The 18,763-nt window shown below is 67.0% G+C and carries 10 protein-coding genes; 9 read left to right on the forward strand and 1 reads right to left on the reverse strand.

Annotated features, from left to right (window positions below; genetic code table 11):
* Positions 1-49: 49 nt before the first annotated feature.
* From KY501_RS10680 to KY501_RS10700, 5 genes are all read left to right on the forward strand, one after another.
* Positions 50-2,050 (forward strand): patatin-like phospholipase family protein, encoded by a 2,001-nt coding sequence (locus KY501_RS10680; protein ID WP_224362708.1) that lies wholly within the window; start codon positions 50-52, stop codon positions 2,048-2,050.
* Positions 2,051-2,301: 251 nt separating this feature from the next.
* Positions 2,302-3,198, forward strand: coding sequence for a TIGR04222 domain-containing membrane protein (locus KY501_RS10685; protein ID WP_224362709.1), 897 nt, complete (start codon positions 2,302-2,304; stop codon positions 3,196-3,198).
* Positions 3,195-4,082, forward strand: coding sequence for an MbnB/TglH/ChrH family RiPP precursor modification enzyme (locus KY501_RS10690; protein ID WP_224362710.1), 888 nt, complete (start codon positions 3,195-3,197; stop codon positions 4,080-4,082). The genes KY501_RS10685 and KY501_RS10690 overlap by 4 nt, the downstream gene beginning before the upstream one ends.
* Positions 4,079-4,558: an SCO6045 C-terminal-like domain-containing protein gene (locus tag KY501_RS10695; RefSeq protein ID WP_224362711.1), complete on the forward strand. Its 480-nt coding sequence runs from the start codon at positions 4,079-4,081 to the stop codon at positions 4,556-4,558. The genes KY501_RS10690 and KY501_RS10695 overlap by 4 nt, the downstream gene beginning before the upstream one ends.
* A 123-nt stretch (positions 4,559-4,681) precedes the next feature.
* On the forward strand, positions 4,682-5,614 hold the full coding sequence (locus KY501_RS10700; RefSeq protein ID WP_224362712.1) for an OmpA/MotB family protein: 933 nt from the start codon (positions 4,682-4,684) through the stop codon (positions 5,612-5,614).
* A gap of 9 nt (positions 5,615-5,623) precedes the next feature.
* Here KY501_RS10700 and KY501_RS10705 read toward each other — a convergent pair whose 3' ends face one another.
* The gene (locus KY501_RS10705; protein ID WP_224362713.1) at positions 5,624-6,154 is read right to left on the reverse strand and encodes a hypothetical protein; all 531 of its coding nucleotides are present in this window, start codon (positions 6,152-6,154) and stop codon (positions 5,624-5,626) included.
* Positions 6,155-6,408: 254 nt separating this feature from the next.
* Between KY501_RS10705 and KY501_RS10710 the strand changes: the two genes are divergently transcribed.
* The 4 genes from KY501_RS10710 to KY501_RS10725 all read left to right on the forward strand — a co-directional run bounded on the left by KY501_RS10710 (position 6,409) and on the right by KY501_RS10725 (position 18,640).
* Complete coding sequence (locus tag KY501_RS10710; protein WP_224362714.1) at positions 6,409-9,294, forward strand: hypothetical protein; 2,886 nt, start codon at positions 6,409-6,411, stop codon at positions 9,292-9,294.
* A gap of 27 nt (positions 9,295-9,321) precedes the next feature.
* A complete protein-coding gene (locus KY501_RS10715; RefSeq protein ID WP_224362716.1) occupies positions 9,322-10,518 on the forward strand; it encodes an OmpP1/FadL family transporter in 1,197 nt (398 codons plus the stop codon).
* 280 nt (positions 10,519-10,798) lie between these two features.
* The gene (locus KY501_RS10720; protein ID WP_224362718.1) at positions 10,799-13,024 is read left to right on the forward strand and encodes a Kelch repeat-containing protein; all 2,226 of its coding nucleotides are present in this window, start codon (positions 10,799-10,801) and stop codon (positions 13,022-13,024) included.
* Positions 13,025-13,291: 267 nt separating this feature from the next.
* Complete coding sequence (locus tag KY501_RS10725) at positions 13,292-18,640, forward strand: hypothetical protein (RefSeq protein WP_224362721.1); 5,349 nt, start codon at positions 13,292-13,294, stop codon at positions 18,638-18,640.
* Positions 18,641-18,763 lie beyond the last annotated feature (123 nt).

Raw genomic sequence — 18,763 nt, forward strand, 5'->3', positions numbered from 1 at the left:
ATGGGGACAAGCTGATCCACCATTCGAGAATCCGGACCGGAGCATTCCCATGTCCGTCAAACTGAACCCGCCTTCCCCGGGCTCGCCACGGCGAACCCCGCAGGAGACGCCCGCGACGTCAGCGGCGCAGAAGGCCGAAACCTCCAACCCCCTGGCGAAGCTGGGCCAGGGCCTGCAGCGCGTGGCGCAGCAGGTAGACAAGCAGCTGAAGAACGTCGTCGACACCTTCGAAGCGCACCTGCCGTCCCTGCCGAACCCGAACTCCGCCAGCGCCAAGCCATGGGAGGGCATCACCCTCACTGGCAAGCCGCTTCAAATCCCCCTCGACAAGCTGCTCGACGTCGACCTGAGCGCGGTGCGCAAGGTCCTCGAGCGCGTGGTGCCGCAGAAGATCCGCGACGACGAGGCCAAGCAGCTGGTCGGCCAGACGCAGCCCTTCCGGGACACGCTCTCCAAGGTGCGCTCGCTAGGCACCGAGCTGGACATGCTGCCCCCCAACTCGCCGCGCTACGCGGAGGTGAAGGCGGCGCTGGGCAAGGCCGAGGGCGAGCTGTCCTCCAAGTACGGCTACACCCGCTCCACCGCGCCGAAGCCGGGCTCCATGTGGGTGGATCCGCAGTTCATGGCCAAAGAGCTGCCCGGCGGGCAGATCTCCGGCTCGCGACTGGCCACGGGCACTCCCGTGACGAAGCCCCCCGAACCCCTCGAGTTCCTCTTCGGCGGCAAGGCGGACAGCGCCGCGCAGTCCAAGGCGTACCAGCAGGCGGTGGCCGCGCGCCGCGCCGAGCTGGGCATGCCCGTCCAGGACGGCAAGCCCATTGGCGTGCACATGAGCCTCGAGGGCGGCGGCGGCAAGGGCAAGCGCTACGCGGCGATGCTCGGGGAGATGCGCGACCTGGGCGTGGTGCCCACCAGCCTCACCGGCACCTCGGCGGGTTCGATCGCGGCGGCCTTCGCGGCCACGGGCGCCACGCCCGATCAGATCGACGCCATCGCCAAGGATCCTCGGCTGCAGAAGCTCTATGACTTCGATCTCGACTTCAAGGACGGGGGTCTGCTCAACGGCCAGGCCGCGTACGACATGTTCGACTCGAAGCTGCGCGAGCTGACCGGCATCAAGGATCGGCCCGTCACCTTCGCGGACCTGAAGGTGCCGCTGCAACTGGTGGCCGCCAAGGCGTACGACAGCGCTTCGCCCAACGGCTTCCCCACCAACAAGGACCGCATCTTCGTCTTCAGCCAGGAGACCACGCCGGACACGCCGGTGGCCCTGGCGATGCGCGCCTCCATGGCCATCCCCGGCGTCTTCGAGCCGGTGCAGATGGTGGACCCCACCACGGGCCGCAGCATCCACCTGACGGACGGAGGCTCGCTGGACAACCTCCCCATGGGCTACGCGAAGAACAACCTGCCGCAGATCGGCGCGGCGCTGCTGAGCCCGGACGCCAACCACCCCTCCAACGCCGTCGGCACGGCGAAGCCGCTGCCCACCGGTCAGCTGGACACCACCAACGTCCTGTGGAACGCCGTCAACGGCTACACCTTCCTCAAGGACAACGCGACGGGCGCGGCCGACTTCCGGGATCGCACCGCTCCGGGCCCCAACCAGTTCATGATCAGCCTGCCCACCTGGAACCTGGACAACCCCAAGGAGCAGGACAGCACCCTGGGCTTCGGGTACGACGCGAAGGTGGATCCGACGCTCGACAAGCAGACCCGCCAGGTGACGCAGGACTTCCTGCGCAGCTTCCTGGATGACATGCGGGTGCCGGGCTCGCGCGGCACCAACGTCACCACCGAGCTCCCCAAGAACCTGCGCTTCAACGAGCAGGTGACGGTGAACGGCCAGAACTACAACGTCTCCTACAACGGTGGGGACAACCTGGTGGCCGTCAATGCCTCCACTGGCAAGAAGTCGGACCTGAAGCTGGGCCAGAAGAAGATCGAATCCATGTACCTGGACCATCTGGCCTTCGGGGACCTCAAGGCGCAGCTGGCCTACGCCCTGACCAACCCCAAGAGCGTCAAGCCCGACTGGCTGCCCTTCTAGGCCGCCCGGGCCCAAGCGCTCCGGGTACCCCTGCCCACGTCGTGCCCGCCTGTGTCCTCCGGTGGCGCTCCGCGCCATCGTGACACGGCGGTGACGGGCGAGTGACAATCGCTCCGCTTGAGTGCGACTCGATTCGACGTGGTTAGGGTAGAGGCGGATGGGAACCACGACCCAACCTCCGCAGCGCGCCTCCCCAGCGCGGGGAAGCGGGGCCGTGGACGCCCCTCCGAACCCCCGACACAGGAGAGAGCATGAACCCGCTGGATTGGACGGGCCCGGAGTTTCTCTCGCTGTACGTCCCACTGCTCATCGGCAGCCTCGGGGTGGCGTTCTTCCTGCGCTACCTCCTGAGGCTCCCAGGCGGCGAGCCCCTGCACCTGGGCAAGCGCGTGGATCCGTATGAGGTTGCGGCGCTCGATGGACCCGACACCCTGATCGAGGCGGCCATCGCCTCGCTCTTCCATCGCAACGCGCTTCGCACCGAAGGCCGCACGCTCGCCACCAACGGAACACTGCCCTCGGATGCGGCTCCCATCGAGCGCTCCGTGTTCGAGTCCGCCGCCACGGAGGAGGCAACCCTGGCCTCGCTGAGCCGGCACCTGAAGCCCGACATCGAGCACTTCCGCAGGCGCCTGGCCAGCAAGGGGCTGGTGGTCGATGACGCCACGGCGCTTCGACTCCAGCTCATTCCCTCGCTGGTGTATGGCGCGATCCTGCTGCTGGGCCTCGCGAAAATCTTCGTGGGCCTGAATCGCGACAAGCCAGTGTTCTTCCTCGTGATGGCGGTCGGAGTCGGAGTGATTGGCCTCCTGTTCCTCACCGCTCGGCCCTGGCGCAGTCGCTTGGGCGACGCGACGCTCAAGGCCCTGAGGGACGAGCACCAGGCCCTGCGCACCACGGTCATGGCTGCCGAGTCCTCCCAGGCCGTGAGCGGAAAGGACCTGGCTCTGGCGGTGGGCCTCTTCGGTCCCTCGCTGCTCATCCCCATGGGCTACGCGGACCTCCGGCAGATGCTGAGGCCCGAGGGTTCCTCTGGAAGCTCGGGGGATTCTTCCTCGAGTAGCTGCAGCAGTAGCAGCAGCTGCAGCAGTAGCAGCAGCTGCGGGGGTGGAGGCGGCTGCGGCGGCTGCGGCGGAGGTGGAGATTGAAGCCGCTGGCGGGAGTGGGCCTGGGTTGGAGGCGGCAGCTCGCGCACCGCATCGACCAGGAGACGGAGCTGGGCTTCGTGGAGGTTCTGGCCGAGCACCTGAACCCGAGCGCTCCGCTCCCCATCCCGCTCGAGCGGCTCAAGGAACGCGGCGTTCCCCTGGTGCTCCACGCGGTGTCACTCGGGCTGGGAGGCGCCGAGCCTCCGGATGCGAAGCGCCTCGACATGCTGGCGCAGCTGGCCGAGCGGCTCGGCGCGGTATGCGTGAGCGAACACGTGGCCTTCGTGCGCGCAGCGGGCATCGAGTCGGGTCATCTGCTGCCCGTGCCCCGCGCCGATGAGGCGCTCGATGTGCTGGCGGAGAACGTACGGCAGGCCCAGGCGGCGCTGCCCGTGCCGCTGGCGCTGGAGAACATCGCCACCTTGTTCGACTGGCCCTCGCCCGCCTTCACCGAGGCGGAGTTCCTCACCCGGTTGCTCTCCCGCACGAGCGCCCTGCTGCTGCTGGACGTGGCGAACCTGTACGCCAACGCGCTCAACCTGGGCACCGATGCCGCCGCCGTACTCGCCGCCGTGCCGCGCGAACGCCTCGCCTATGTGCATGTCGCCGGAGGCATCAAGCACGACGCCCTGTACCACGACACCCACGCGCACCCGGTGCCCGCGGGCCCACTGGAGTTACTGGAGACGCTCGCGGCCCGGCTCGGTCCCGTGCCCGCTCTGCTGGAGCGGGATGACCACTTCCCGCGCCCGGAGGAGCTGACCACGGAACTCGTTGGCATCCGGGCGGCCCTCTCGCGAGGCGTGGCTCGGTGGGAGGCCGCCTCTTCCCAGCCGTCCGCACAGGCCTCTCGGCCGAGCAGCGAAACCGAGGCACGGGCATGAGTACCCAAGAGGCACGCGAACGTCTGGCTGAAGCTCAGGCCGCGCTGGTCCGGGCGCTCGCCCAGGGAGCGCCGGTCCCCGAGGGCTTTGACTCGAAGCGTGTCCAGGAGACAGCCAGGTCGTTGATCTCCAAGCGCAGGCGCTGGGTCGAGCGCTCGTGGCCTCGGCTCGCGGCGGGGCTCGGGGACTCCTTCCGCCCTCGGTTCGAAGCGTGGGCCCGGGAAAACCCCATGGAGCTGGAGACCAGCGCGCTGGCCGATGGTCGCAAGTTCGCGGACGCGCTGCTCGCCACCGCGGAGTACCCGGACTCGGCCCGCGAGGAACTGTTCTTCTTCGAGCTGCGCTACCTGCTCAGCGAGCATGGGCTCTCAGAGAGAAAGGGCCTCACCCTGAAGGTTCTCAAGGTGGACCGCTCACGCCTGTTGGCGGCCCGGCTGCCAGGGGGCCGTGTCCTCCAACTGCGTCTTCCCTTCTGAGCTGCAACGGTCTCGAGCCCCTCGCGACCGAATACCTGCGCTTACCTGAAACGACTTGCGGCACACCCCAACAGAGCCGCTAGGGTCCGCCCCTCAACTCCTCGTCGGGAGAGAGGTCGCTGAATGGCGGACTCGTTCTGGGAGAAGCAGGAAAAGCGCAGGTCGCGGCTGCCGTGGCTCATCACCGTGCTGGTGGTGCTGCTGGCCGCCGTGGCGCTCTGGTTCGGGCAGAAGGCCTTCCGCGAGGTGCAGGCCCGCGCCGAGACCGCCGAGGCCGAGGCCCTGAAGGCCCACGAGCGGGCCAAGGCCGCCGAGCAATCCCAGAAGGCGGTGGAGGACAAGCTGGCGGCGCTCGACTCCGAGAAGGCCCAGCTCTCCACCCAGCTCACCCAGCTCTCCTCCGAGCGCGATCAGCTCACCCAGGCGGTACAGGAGAAGGACGCGGAGCTGGCTCGCCTCAAGGCCACCTACCAGGACCTCGAGGAGAAGATGAAGGCGGAGATCGCCGACGGAGAGATTCGCCTCACCCAGGCCGAGGGCCGCATCCAGGTGGACCTCGTGGACAAGATCCTCTTCGACTCGGGCGAGGCCAGCCTCACCGAGCGCGGCGCGGGCGTCCTCACGCGGCTGGGCGCGGTGCTGGTGGGCGTGGAGGGCCGCACCATCCAGGTGTCAGGCCACACGGATGACAGCCCGCCCTCGCAGCGGCTCGCGGCCACCTTCCCCACCAACTGGGAGCTGTCCGTGGCGCGCGCGGTGAACGTGGTGCGCTTCCTCCAGGAGAAGGCGAACGTCCCGGCGCCGAGGCTCGTGGCGGCCGGCTACGGAGACACGCACCCGGTGGCCAGCAATGCCACGCCCAAGGGCCGCGCGCGCAACCGGCGCATCGAAATCCTGCTCATCCCCGAGCTGCCGGCCGCCAGGCCCGCCGAGCTCACGGATGCCACGCCCAAGCCCGCTCCCACCGCCGAGCTCAAGAAGGCGGTGGCCGATGCTCCCTTGGCTCCCCAGGACGCTCACCCCGCCAAGGCGACGGCGAAGCCCGCCGCCCACTGAGCCCGAGCCCTACTTCTTCTTCGCGCCCTCGAGCATCTTGCGGAAGGGCTTCTCCGCGGCGGCCACCGTCTTCTCCGGCCCGGTGAGCTTGAAGAAGACGGCGCCCTGCGGGCCCTCGACGATGGCGCCGAGCAGCCGGTAGCCGGGCTTCGGCGTGGAGGGCCCCATCATCGGACCTCCGCCCATGAAGGTGCCCTTCACGTCCACCAGCGTCACCGGGAAGCCGCCGAGCTTCTCCTGCTTCGTCTTCGCGTCCTTCTCCACGGAGCTGCCGTCGGGCTTCTGGAACTGGGCCACCCAGCGCTTGACGTTGGCGTCCACGCCGCCTCCCTGCCCCTCACCGAAGTAGAAGACCGCCAGCTCCGCGCCCCCCGCGTCACCCTTGGCGGCGGGGATGTTGTAGGTGGCGACGCGCATGGGCCGCTCGGCCTGCACGGTCCACTCCGCCGGAGCCGTCCACGACAAACCACCGGCTTCTTCCGCGGCGGCCACACCCGCCACCGCCAGGCCGCATACGACGACGCTGATCAATCGGTTCATGCTCCCAGAGTAACCGAACCCCTCGTGAGACGCGCTGCGTCCTGCTGCCGGGCGGACACCCGAGGCAGCGCCCACTCCACGGCCCTGGGAGAGCAGGTCGAACGGAATGATTGCCCCCCACAAGACGCGGAAGGCAGGTATGCCTCGCGGGATGTGACTCACCGCGTCACTCACCATTGCTTTCGGCACCCTCTGTAACGTGCTACCAACCGAGCCCTCAGCAAGTCGTCCCACCTTCGAGGGGGTTACCCACAATGAGGAAGCTGTTGTTCGTCGGGGCGCTGACCCTGGGTGCTGTGTCTTGTGCACCCGATATCAAGCAGGATCCCGCGCCGGATGTCGTGGTTGCGCAGTTCGATCCGGCTGCCTCACCCGCAGTCGTTCCCACGCCCAATGACCTGGCCATCAATCAGGCCACGGGCTTGGTCTCAGCTCCCATTGATCCCAAGGCTCCTGCCGCCGAGCAGGAGTTCACGAAGGACTACCTCAACACGCTCAATGGCTTCCCCACCACCGCGGCGGCCTCGACGAAGATCGTCGGCCTGGACGCGAGCACGGTGAACCCACCGGCGAAGCCTCCGTCGGTGATGTTCATCGACCTGCTGGCGGGCACACCCATCGCCACGCCGCCGGTGACTCCGACGATCGCCTATGACGGGACTGCGGGACAGCTCACCATCGCGCCGCCGGCCACGGGCTGGCCCAAGGGCGGCAAGTACCTGGTGGCGCTCATCGGCGGTGAGAACGGGCTGAAGGGCCAGGGTGGCAAGAAGGTGGTGGGCTCGTCGGTGTGGTCGCTTGCCACGCTGCAGTCGCCGCTCGTCACGTGCCAGGATCTCTCGGCTCCGGACTGCGCGGCGACCACGGATCTCATCCCTGTCGAGAGCCATGATCCGGCCGAGCAGATCAAGGAGCGCAACGCCGCCGCGCTGCAGTTGGAGCAGTTGCGCCGCGCGTACAGCCCGCTGCTGGACGCGCTCGTCGCCAAGGGCGTGAAGCGCGAGGACATCGTCCTGCTGTGGACCTTCACCATCATGAACCAGCCGGAGGTGACGTTCGATCCCTCCAAGAGCATCGTCCCCTTCCCCAACAACCTGCTGCTGGACCCGACCGGCAAGCATCTGAACCTGCCGATTCCGCCGAACGCGTCTGACTCGCAGAAGGCGCTGCTGGGTGGGCTGAACACTCTGGATGGCTTCTCCACCACCGCGCCCATCGTCTCGGAGAACAGCGAAACGCTGGGCCCGATCGAGCAGGGCAGCAAGCTGGACCAGAACGGCTTCGCGCAGGCCGCGCGCTTCTTCAAGATCGACCCGGCGACTGGCGGCACGGCGCCGAACGTGAAGGCGTGCCTCGTTCCTGGCAGCGCTGATGCTGCCTGCCCGCAGGTGGCGGCAACCAGCACGCAGCAGATCCAGTTCGTGCCTCAGCGTCCGCTGGATGAGAAGTCCACCTACGCGGCGGTGCTGACCACGGACCTGAAGGACGAGAAGGGCCGCTTTGTCGCTCCCTCGGCAGCGTTCGCGCTGCTGCGCCTGAGCAACCCGCTGGCGGTGGGTGGCAAGAGCCAGGTGTCAGTGGTACCGGATGCGATCGCCGCCCAGCTTGAGCCGGCGCGCGCGGCCTTCAAGCCCGTATTCGACGCTCTGGCGAAGGGGGGCATCCCGCGCTCGAAGATCGCGCTGGGGTGGGCCTTCAGGACGCAGAGCACGGTCGCCGTGCAGAAGCAGCTGTATGCGCTGCCGTCCACCGCGTACGCCGCGACCCTGCCCAGCCAGCCGATGCACCTGCTGGACATCACTCCCAAGGTCATCAGCGACCTGACCGCGGCCGGCCTGCCCCACGACAAGATCGGCAAGGTCTATCAGGGCCTAGTCGTTCTGCCTGTCCTGCTGACGGGAACGAGCGGAACGCTGGACCCGGAGCACCCGAAGCCGCAGTTTGCTTCCTTCCTCCTGGTCCAGCCCAACACGACTGCTCCGGCAACCGGTTACCCCGTTACCATCTTCAGCCACGGCCTCAAGAGCGCCCGGACCACGGTCTTCCCCCTCGTCAACTCGCTGGCGGCCGGTGGGCATGCGACCATCGCCATCGACACCGTCTTCCACGGCGAGCGCAGCACCTGCGCGGGCATCACCGCGGCGTCGGGTATCGAGGGTGGCATCACCACTCCTGATGCGGCCTGCAACACGGGTGGGAGCTGCGACGTGATCGCTACCAGCCCGACCTATGGGCGCTGCATTGCGACCGATCCCGCCACGCGCAAGGCGTGCAATCCCACGAGCCCCCTGCCGACCGATGGCGGTGGCGATCTCTACTGCGCCAGCCAGGGCCAGGGCCGTTGCCTCTCCACCGATACGACGGATGCGACCAAGGGCATCTGCGAGGGCAGCACCTTCAAGCTCAATGCGTACGGTGTGCCAGCCATCTCGGGCTGGAACCTGCTCAACCTGACCAACCTCTTCGCAACCCGTGACAACTTCCGCCAGCACACGGTGGACCATGCCCAGCTCGAGCGCGTGCTCACCTCCACCGCTACCGGCAACCTCAACGACCAGCTCGCGGCGCAAGGGGCCGCGAAGCTCGACGGCGCCAAGATCGACTACGTCGGCCAGAGCCTCGGCGGCATCCTCGGGCCTCTCTACACCGCCGCGTCTCCCAAGGTCGGGCGCGCGGTGTACAACGTGCCCGCAGGCAACCTGGCCGGCATCCTGCTGACGTCCAAGGCGTTCGCCGACGCCGCCACTGCCTTCAAGCTGGCCCTGAAAGCTCAGGGAATCGAAGAGGGCACCCCTGCCTTCGATCAGTTCATCGTGCTCGCCATGACGATTCTCGATCCGGCAGACCCCATCAACTACATCTACTCCGTCGAGAATGGCGCGGGTATCCCGGCGGGGCGCAAGGCCTTCATCCAGTACATCGAGGGTGATCTGGTCGCGCCCAACAATCTGACCGAGGCCCTCTTCACCGCATCCACCAAGTCTTCCGGCGAGGAGGTTCTGCACTACAAGTTCGAGACCACTCTGGCCGAAGATGATCGCCACGCCTTCCTGCTCAACTTCAAGGACGGCGGTACCGTGACGGGGAAGGCGCAATCGCAGGTGGTCGAGTTCCTCAACACCGGGAATGTCACTCCGTAGCTCCGAGCGAGAGAGGACACCTACTCCATGATCAAGAAGACACTCTCAGTCGTGACCCTGCTCGCTGCCGGCGTTAGCCACGCGGCGGGCTTCGCCTTCGACACTCACAGCGGCCGGGCCACGGGCCTGTCGTTCACCACCACGGCCATCACGCATGACTCGACGGCGATCGCCTTCAACGTCGCCAACATCCTCGGCGTGCAGAAGCTCGACATCGCCCTGGGTGACGTCACCACGCTGCCCACGGTGTCGTTCACTCCCACGGATAAGGCCAAGCAGACGATGGACACCACCGTGGTGCCTCCGCCCCACGTGTTCGGCGTCTACCGCCTCAATGAGCAGTTGGCGGCGGGCGTCGGCGTCTTCGTGCCCTTCGCCGCGGGCTCCAACTGGAAGGACGACTTCCCGTACCGTACCCGGGGCTACCAGGCCCAGATCGCCGCCTACTACATCAACCCCTCGGTCGCGTATCAGCCCCACGAGCGTCTGCGCTTCGGCGTGGGTCTGGACGTCGTCCGCGGCACGGTCTCCATCACCCGGAAGATCAACTTCGTCACGTCCGAGGGCACGACGGAGCTCGGCGGTGGCGGCTGGGGCGTGGGCTACAACGCGGGCGTCAACGTGGTCCTCGCGGACAAGCTGCTCAACTTCGGAGCGGCGTTCCGCAGCCCGGTGACGGTGACGTTCAAGGGCAACAGCGACTTCCAGGACATCCCCGAGGGCTTCCAGAGCATGCTCGTGGACCAGCCCATCCAGTCGAAGACGACGCTGCCGGGCAGCCTGAACCTCGGATTCGGATTCACTCCGATCGAGCGGCTCACCATCGGGTTCGACGCGCACCTGTCCCTGTGGTCGACCTTCGATGATTTCGGCGTCGAGTTCGAGAACCCGGGGCTCACCGAGATCCTCCCCAAGAACTGGAAGGACACCTGGAACTTCCACCTGGGCATCGAGTACGCCGTCACGCCGAACATCGCGCTGCGCGTGGGCGGCGAAGTCGACCCGACCCCTTCTCCTGGCGACACGCTGACTCCGGACCTGCCGGACTTCAATCGCGTCAGCGCCTCGGTGGGCGTGGGGTTCAACTTCGCCCCGTTCCGGGCGGACCTGGGCTACCAGCACGTGCGCCTGCTCCACACGGACAGCACGGTCGCGGGCTTCGAGGGCTTCTACAACGGCAGCGCCCACGTCATGGGCCTGACGCTCGGCTACACGATGCAGTGACGCCTGAGCACGCGGGCCAGGCCTGAGCGCCTCGCCTGCGTGTCCAGGTCTCGAGTTGTCTGAAGCCCGGTTCCTCAGTCAGAGGAGCCGGGCTTTTTCATGGGCGAAGTGCATCATCCGCCGGGAGGATGGCTCTAGGAAAAGAACGTGGCAGCAATGTCCATGCAACAATTTCAACCTGCATCTGATTGGCGTTGCCCTGTCGTAAGCGATGAATACGATGCCGCGCTTCTCGGCCCACGCTGGGTTCGAACCCCATTCTTGAATCTCGAGAGGCATCATGAACTTGATTCGCTGGAACAGCAGCCAGCACTACCTGCTCGGAGTGCTGTGCTTGCTCTGTATGGGCTGCGGAGGAGAGGCGGCGTTCAGCGCCACGGACACCTCCATGGGCAGCCATTCAAGCGCGCTCTCCTCCTCATCTGTCTTGACGGGGAGCATGGCATCCCCCCGCACGGGTCACCAGGCGTTGCTGCTGACTTCGGGCAAGGTGTTGGTCCTGGGTGGCAGCTATAAGGACCCCGCCACCAACCAAACGGTCTCCCTCACGACGATGGAGCTGTATGACCGAGCCACCGGCACATGGTCCAACGCGGGCACGGTGCACCCCAACATCAAGGGGAGCACGGCAACGGTTCTCCCCTCAGGCAAGGTGCTGTTCGCGGGTCGGCATGATGATGACGGGGCCTACTCTGGCTACGGAACCAACTTCAACCAGGCACTCCTCTACGACCCAGCGAATGGAACCTGGACGGCTACGGGCAACATGCTCCAGCCCCGTAGCAATCATTCAGCTTTCCTGCTGTCTTCCGGCAAGGTGTTCGTCCTGGCAGGACGTACTAACGATGGCATCAGCAACGCCTACTTGGCCACGGCGGAGTTGTACGACCCAGCCACCGGCACATGGTCCTCTGCTGGCACCATGCCCCAGCTTGTAGCCGATCCCAAAGCGGTTGAGCTTGCTTCTGGCAAGGTACTTATCGCGGGCGGCTATTATCCATATTACCCCAATTCGGGTGACGTCGCGACGGCGCAGATCTACAACCCAACCACCAACTCCTGGTCCCTCACGAACCCCATGACGACCGCGCGTTATGGGCACTCGATCGTGCGGCTGGCCTCGGGCAAGGTGCTGGTCGCCAGCGGCTCCTGCGGCATCCTCTGCGGTACCTCAAGACTCTCCGCTGAGCTGTACGACCCTGACACCGGTACCTGGAGCGCGACGGGCGGTATCACCACCTATGCATCCGAGGCGCTGATCAGCTTGCTGCCCTCGGGGCACGTGGCATTGGTGGGCGAATCGCAAGTGCAAATGTATGATCCGGCCCTGGGGACGTGGCAAGTCACCGGAACGCTCTCCACGTCCAGGACTTCGAGTTCCAGGGTGCTGCTGCCATCCAATGAAATCCTCGTGGCGGGCGGTTACGCATGGAATCAATCCACCGGAAATATCACCAACTACTACTCAAGCGCGGAGTTGGTGACCTTCCCCACGTGGAAGGTATCAGCCAGCATGGGGACCGCTCGCGGCTCCCATACGATAACCCTTCTGAACACGGGGAAGGTGCTCGCGGCGGGTGGCTCCGATGGTACGGCGACCACTGCCACGACCGAGTTGTACACTCCATCGACCGACACCTGGGTGAGCACGGGCAGCATGGTGGCGCCACGTGAGAGCCATTCCGCGACGTTGTTGGCCTCTGGCCGGGTGCTGGTTGTCGGAGGTATCTCCACCACGACTGGCACCGCGTACGACACGGCGGAGGAGTACGACCCCACCACCGGCCAGTGGACAGCCCGCACGGCCCACATGCTCTCGCCCCGTCAGCAGCACACGGCCGTGCGGCTGGGCAGTGGCAAGGTCTTGGTAATGGGTGGCTTTGATGGCGCCAACTTCCTCGCCACGGCGGAGGTGTACGACCCGGCGACGGGGACCTGGGCTTCCGCTGGCAGCATGAGCACGCCCCGTTATCACCACGCCTCGGTTCTGCTGCCTTCGGGCAAGGTGCTGGTGACGGGTGGCTACGGCGGGGGGGTGGCGACCCTGGCCTCCGCCGAGGTGTATGACCCGGCCACCAACGCCTGGTCCGCCGTGTCTCCCATGACGGGAGCGCGCGAGGGGCAGACAGCGGTCGTGCTCGCTTCCGGTAAGGTCCTGGTCATCGGCGGTGCCGCCGACTACTTCTGGCTCTCCACGGCGGAACTGTACGACCCGGCCACGAACACCTGGACCAGCGCAGGCAGCATGAGCTCGCCGCGAGAAGGCCACTCGGCCACCCTGCTGAACTCGGGGGACATCCTGGTGGCGGGAGGCTTCGATGGCACCGACTATGTCTACACCGCTGAGATCTACAAACCCAGCACTGGCACCTGGGAGTCCACGGTCAACATGGCCTCACTGCGCTACGGCCATCAAGCCCTGACACTGCCCTCGGGCATGGTACTGGCTGTGGGTGGGTACGGCTTCGCGGGGCCACTGAAGACGGTGGAGACGTACCGCCCGTAACGTTCCTGCCACGCGTGTGGTTGTCATTTCTCTAAATCCAAAGACAACCGGACTGCACAGATACACAGGCACAGGAGGGCGCCATCGCACCAAGGGATGGCGCTTAAATACAAACTGCCTTCGTAGGCCTTTGCTACGAAGCCGCCGCCAATGATTGACACCCTCCCTGCAGCCGCATGCGCGGAGCGTGGCGGGAGCATGCCACCTTCCGCGCATGACGCGGGGCGGGGACTGCGAATCACAACATTCTTCCAAGAAGGAAAAGACGTGCGACTCTGGTCAAGGCTGGGAATCAGTCTCATCGGGCTTCTTTCAATGGTGGCCTGTGGCTCTGGAGAGGAAGCGGTTCAAGAAGAGGAACTCGCGGTCATCAGCCGACAGAACCTCGAGGAGAGCTGCTACGACCGCGACAACGCCCTCCTACAGGGTCTGAAGGCGGACGGCGGAACGCGGGCGTGCAACTTCGACGAGGACTGCCCGTGGGGCTCGTTCTGCAACGAGAGCACGCGAGCGTGTGACTGGAAGTGCCTCGAGAGCGGGCCCGCCAACATGGCCTGCCCGACGGGTCAGGTCTGCAACTGCAGCGGCCGCTGCGTGGCCGAGGGTGCCAGCGAGCCGCTGGTGCTGTCCACGAAGCTGCCGCGCCTGGACCTCACCCCCACATATGTGGAGTTCACTCCTCCCGTGAATGGGGTCAACTTCAGGGCACACCGCCTGACCGTCGGACTGGCCGTGGTGGACGCGACGGCGGCTTCCAATGCCGCGAGCACCCCGGTCCGCCTGGCCGCGGGACCGGAGATGGAGGTGTCCTGCAGCGCCCCGAGCGATGATGCCTCCGCCGTCTACGACACCGAGTGCACGCTGAGCAGCTGGTCCTTCAGCGCTTTCGGCACCGGCATGCGAGCCGAAAAGCAGGTGCTGGTGCGACCGAAGATGAACAGCACCGCCTCCGCCTGGCACATCACCCTGGAGTCCTCGGGCATTACGCCTCAGCGCACCCGCTTGCAGGCGGAGCGTGCCGGCCTCGCCCCAGGCAACGGCGGCGGCGTGCGCCCCTTCTGGGGCACGGTGTCGCTGTGGACGGGTGCGTCGGATGGAGGCACGGACAAGGTGGTGCTGCCCGTGCGGGCCTACGCGAGCAGCCAGTTCCTCTTCCTGTACGACGAGACGCGCACGCTGTCGCCCTCGGGCAAGGTGCGCCTGTCCACGAGCCAGACAACCCAAGGGATGCCGTGGCTGCCCTCGGGGGACGGAGGCATCGCCCAGGATGCGGTGACGGCCGAAGTGCAGGGCACTTATGACGGCACCGCCGTGGGCGACCACACCTTCTCCGGCACCTTCACCGTGCGTCTGCCCCGGCCGGTGGGAAGCAACTGGGTGATGGAGGCCCGCTACGAGCTGTCGCGCCTGACGGAGGAGGGGGACGGCGGCGTCCAGGACATTGCCCTCACCGCGTGCCCCGTCAACTCGTGCCAGGCGGGCTCCGTGTGCGAGCTGGACCTGGGCGTCTGCGTGCCCGGCGTGGCCACCTGGTCCGGCGCGGCCAACGGCACCAACACCATCGTCCAGGAGCAGCGCCTGGCCTGGGATTCGGAGGCGCAGACCAAGCTGACGGCCTTCATGAACGAGTCCGCAGCCGCCAACCACCCACTCACCCCGCAGCAGCTCACCCGGGGCATCGTCTGCAACCAGGACGGCACGGCGGGAGACGTCAACGGCTTCCCCTCCTACGCCACGGTCGACGGCGCCCTCTCTCACGTCCTCCCGAGCTCTGGCGACCTGCTGTGCCAGAACGGCCAGGCCCCGTACGTGGCGGACCTTTTCACCCAGAAGGATCGCTACCCGGACATCAATGGGGTGAAGAACCTGGAGCGCCTCACGGAGGAGGAGATGTTGACGGAGTGCCTGCAGGATCTGGGGCGCGCTCCCGTGAACGGCTCCTCGCTCAGCGGCACCGCATGGTTCAGCAACCGCTTCGGAACGAAGTACTCCGTGCGCAGCAGCCGCACTGCCATCTCCACTGGCCGCACGACGCCGGGACGCTGCCTCAACCTCGCCCGCTTCTACGCCGCCCTGCACCTGAGCACCCGCGAGGCCACCAGCCGCGACCAGCGCCTGACGTGGCGGCTGTTGCAGGAGTGGATTGCCATCCACGGCTACGTGGCCCAACAGCTCGTCCAGCACCGCGAGGCAGCGGACTTCCTGAACCAGCAGCCCAACACCCCCTGGCCTTCCGTGCCCTCCATGCTGGACCGCTTCGAGCAAGCATGGGACTTGCTGCTGGATGGCACCTACGCGGGCCTCATGCCTGGCAATGACGCCACGCGCACCTGCAGCCTCCTCAACCCGGACTACCGTCTACCCCCCGCTCCCGTGGCCTCCTGGTGGCGAGACTCCGAATCTGGCCTCTTCGAGCAGGACCGCGGCCTCGGTGCGCGCTGGCAGCGCAGCAAGGCGACGTTCTTCTTCCACAACCCGAACGTGTGGAGCCAGTGCACCTCGTCCACCGCGACCAACCTGGCCTTCGCCTCCTACCTGGCCGACGGCGTGTCCACCGCGCCGCGCTCCCTGACGACGACCTGCGCCCTCCAGAGCGGCTCCGTGGAAGTCACGGTGCAGAGCGCCCGAAAGACGGTCACCAACGGCTCGGCGCTCTCCTTCTGGTATCCCCAGGTACCGTCCAACCCGTCGGGGATCGCCTTCGCCGTGGTGGACCAGGGCACCAGCTTCAGCTTCTACAACGGCCAGCAATACATCACTCCCACCCTGCGCACGCTCACTTACGAGCACGCCTCTCTGCGCCCGCCGTTCTCCGTCAACGTGGACCCGCCAGCGCGCAGCCGGCTGGCCGTGTGGGACTTCGTGGCCGAGGACGGAATGCTGGCCGACGCCATCGCCAACCCCTCGGCGTACGACACTTCCTCGGCGGACATGGCGCCCCTCCCGGGGGACCTGCCCCACCATGACCAGGGGGTGGGCCTGCCGGCCCTCATCCTGGAAGGTGTTGCCGCGCACCTGCGCTTGCTCAACGTGGAGTTGGAGGCCGTGGAGCGCACGACGTTGGCCAACTGCGCGCCCGTCACCCAGGGAACGCCTCGGGATCAGGCCCTGGCGCGCTTCGGCCGCACCATGCGCTACGCCCTCCTGCTGGAGGCCATGGCCCGCTCGGCCTACGCGAACGAGCGCAGCGCCTGCGGCCAGACCACCGTGGAGCTGTCCTGGGACAAGCGCTGGCGGGACGCGCAGGCGGAGCTGGAGGCCGTGCGGCACCAGTCCTACGAGAAGCTGCGCGCCATCAGCAATTGCCGCCCCTACGGCATGCCCGAGGACGAGGCGCCTCTGTTCTTCGGCTCCACGGCCACCTCGCCCACCGAGCGCTACTTCGGCAGCTCCATCAACCTCTACAACACAGCCATGAGCGATCTCTCGCGGGCCAAGACGGCGCGCGACCAGGCCGAGGCGGCCTGGGTCTCCATGCGCAGCAGCGAGGTGCAGGAGGAGCTCAATGATCAGGCCAAGGCCCAGCACATCCTCGAGCTCAAGCGCCAGTACGGCGCGCCCATCGTGCAGATGTGCGGGCTGACGGAGGTGCCGTCCGAGGACGTGCTCGACCGCTTCGACCCGGTGAAGTCCATGGCCCGCTGGGGCCTGCCCGCGCTGCGGCCCGAGTCCTGTTTCCTCAAACGCACCGATGCCGCGTGCCAGGTTCAGCCCCAACAGGTGTTCGCCCGGGTGACGCCCGAGAACGCGCGCTTCACCTTCTGCACCTGGAACAAGCTGGGCCAGCACGCCGCGCTGCCCGCGGAGGTCCAGCCTTTCACCGAGCAGTACGGGAGCAAGGTGTACACCGTGTTCTCGGAGACGAACTCGAGCGGAGGGGTGTCGTACTACGTCGGCATCCAGGGCAATGCCTCGGCCAGGCTGCCCGTGGAGCGGCTCTACGGCCGTCCGGTGGATCTGCAGCAGGTGCCGCCCGAAGTCCCGGCGGAGGCCCACGAGGCCTGCGTCCAGGAGATGGGGAGCACCGGCGTGCTGCTGCCCACGCCCTCGAGCATCGGCAAGGCGCTGGACAGCAGCTGCTACCGCGGGGAGATGGGCAGCGCCATGCTGACCATCGTGGGCGCCAACCAGAACCTGCAGGTGGCGCAGTCCCAGTGGGGCGAGTTCCAGGAGCGGTTCGACATCGCGCAGCAGCGCTGCAAGCTCATGGAGAGCTCGGCCCAGAAGCAGCAAGCCCTCGACGCCGAGTACCAGAGGAGCATGAGTGCTCTCATCCGGCAGAAGGCCAGCGTGGACCGGAAGGTCAACAACATCAGCGATGTGAACAACAACGCGGATACCATTGCGGCTCTCGGCGCCAGCATCGCGACCCAGAATTGGGTGAACGTCGCCTGGAACAGCATCAAGCTCTTCGGCGGCGGCGTCGAGAACCGGTACAAGGACCAGTCCATCCGCCTGGGTGAGCAGATCCAGCAACTGGAGCTGCAGCACAAGACCGCCATCGAGAGCCTGCAGCTCGAGTCCGCCGTGCAGCAGTGCTACACCGAAGCGCAGATGCACCTGGTGGGCATCCGCACCTCGGCGCTCCAGGTGGACCGGGTGGAGACGGAAGTGGACGCATCCCTCCTGGCCCTGGAGAACATGGAGGGCCGCGTGACGCAGCTGCTCCTCGAGGGCAAGCAGGTGGTGGCGCAGGAGGAGGGGCGGCAGATCGCGCACTTCTCGCACGACTTCTGGCTGGACTCGCGCATCGTCACCGCCCGGGAGCTGTTCGCCACGGCTCGGCGCTCCGGCTTCCTGTTCTCCAAGGCACTGGAATACGAGAAGCAGCAGAGCCACCCGGCGCTCGGGGCCATTCTGGCGGCCACGGGGCCCAACCAGCTCGAGCTGGCGCTCAACCAGTACGCGTTCCAGGTGCTGGACAAGACGGTGAATGGGGCGGAGCCGGATGATGGGCAGTTCGTGGTGCAGCTGCGCGGCCACGTGCTGATGCTGGAGGATCGCTACTCCGTGCCCTCGGGAGAGCGCAGCCTGTCCAAGGGGGAGCGCTTCACTCGCCGGCTGCTGTCGCCCGACAACGCGGTGTACGACGACAACGGCAACTACCTGGGCCAGGGCTTGCGCTTCTCCATGCCCAATGGCGTCTCACCGTTCCGGTGCGGCGAGCGGGTGTGGACGGTGCATGCCCACCTGGCGGGTGATGACCGGCTGGCGGCGTGGATCGAGCGCGAGGGTCCCGCGCCGCTCATCCTGCGCAAGCGCAACACCTTCAGCAGCCACCTGTGCGCCGAGGAGGGTTGGCAGACGCGGGCGGTGCGTCCGTCGCTGCGCAGCGGCGCGGGGACGGCCAAGCCCGGTGAGGAGGGCACCTTCACCCTCGCGAGCGTCTCCGCACTCACCGGCCTCAGCCCGCTGCAGTTCACGACCAACCCGGTGGGCGATGGCTCCACGGAGTGGAAGGGGCGAGGCCTTTACGGCGACTACGAGATCCTCTTCCCGTGGGTGGGGCTGATGACGCGCAACGGCTCGTCCCGAAACTTCCCCCTGGATGGAGTGACGGACGTGTGGCTGCGCTTCGACGAGGTGTCCGTGGCCACGCCTATCGTCTATGAGTAGCTGCGCCCCTGCGGCGTCAGCCGTGGGGTGAAGTGGCGCGCCTCCGCCTTCTTCCGCGAGAGGAAGCGGAGGCGCCTGCGTCGTGAACAAGCCGGGGCCCTCCCGCGCCAACCTCGCCATGCG

Origin of the sequence: Hyalangium versicolor, from assembly GCF_020103695.1 — a bacterium.
Taxonomy (GTDB): Bacteria; Myxococcota; Myxococcia; order Myxococcales; family Myxococcaceae; genus Hyalangium; species Hyalangium versicolor.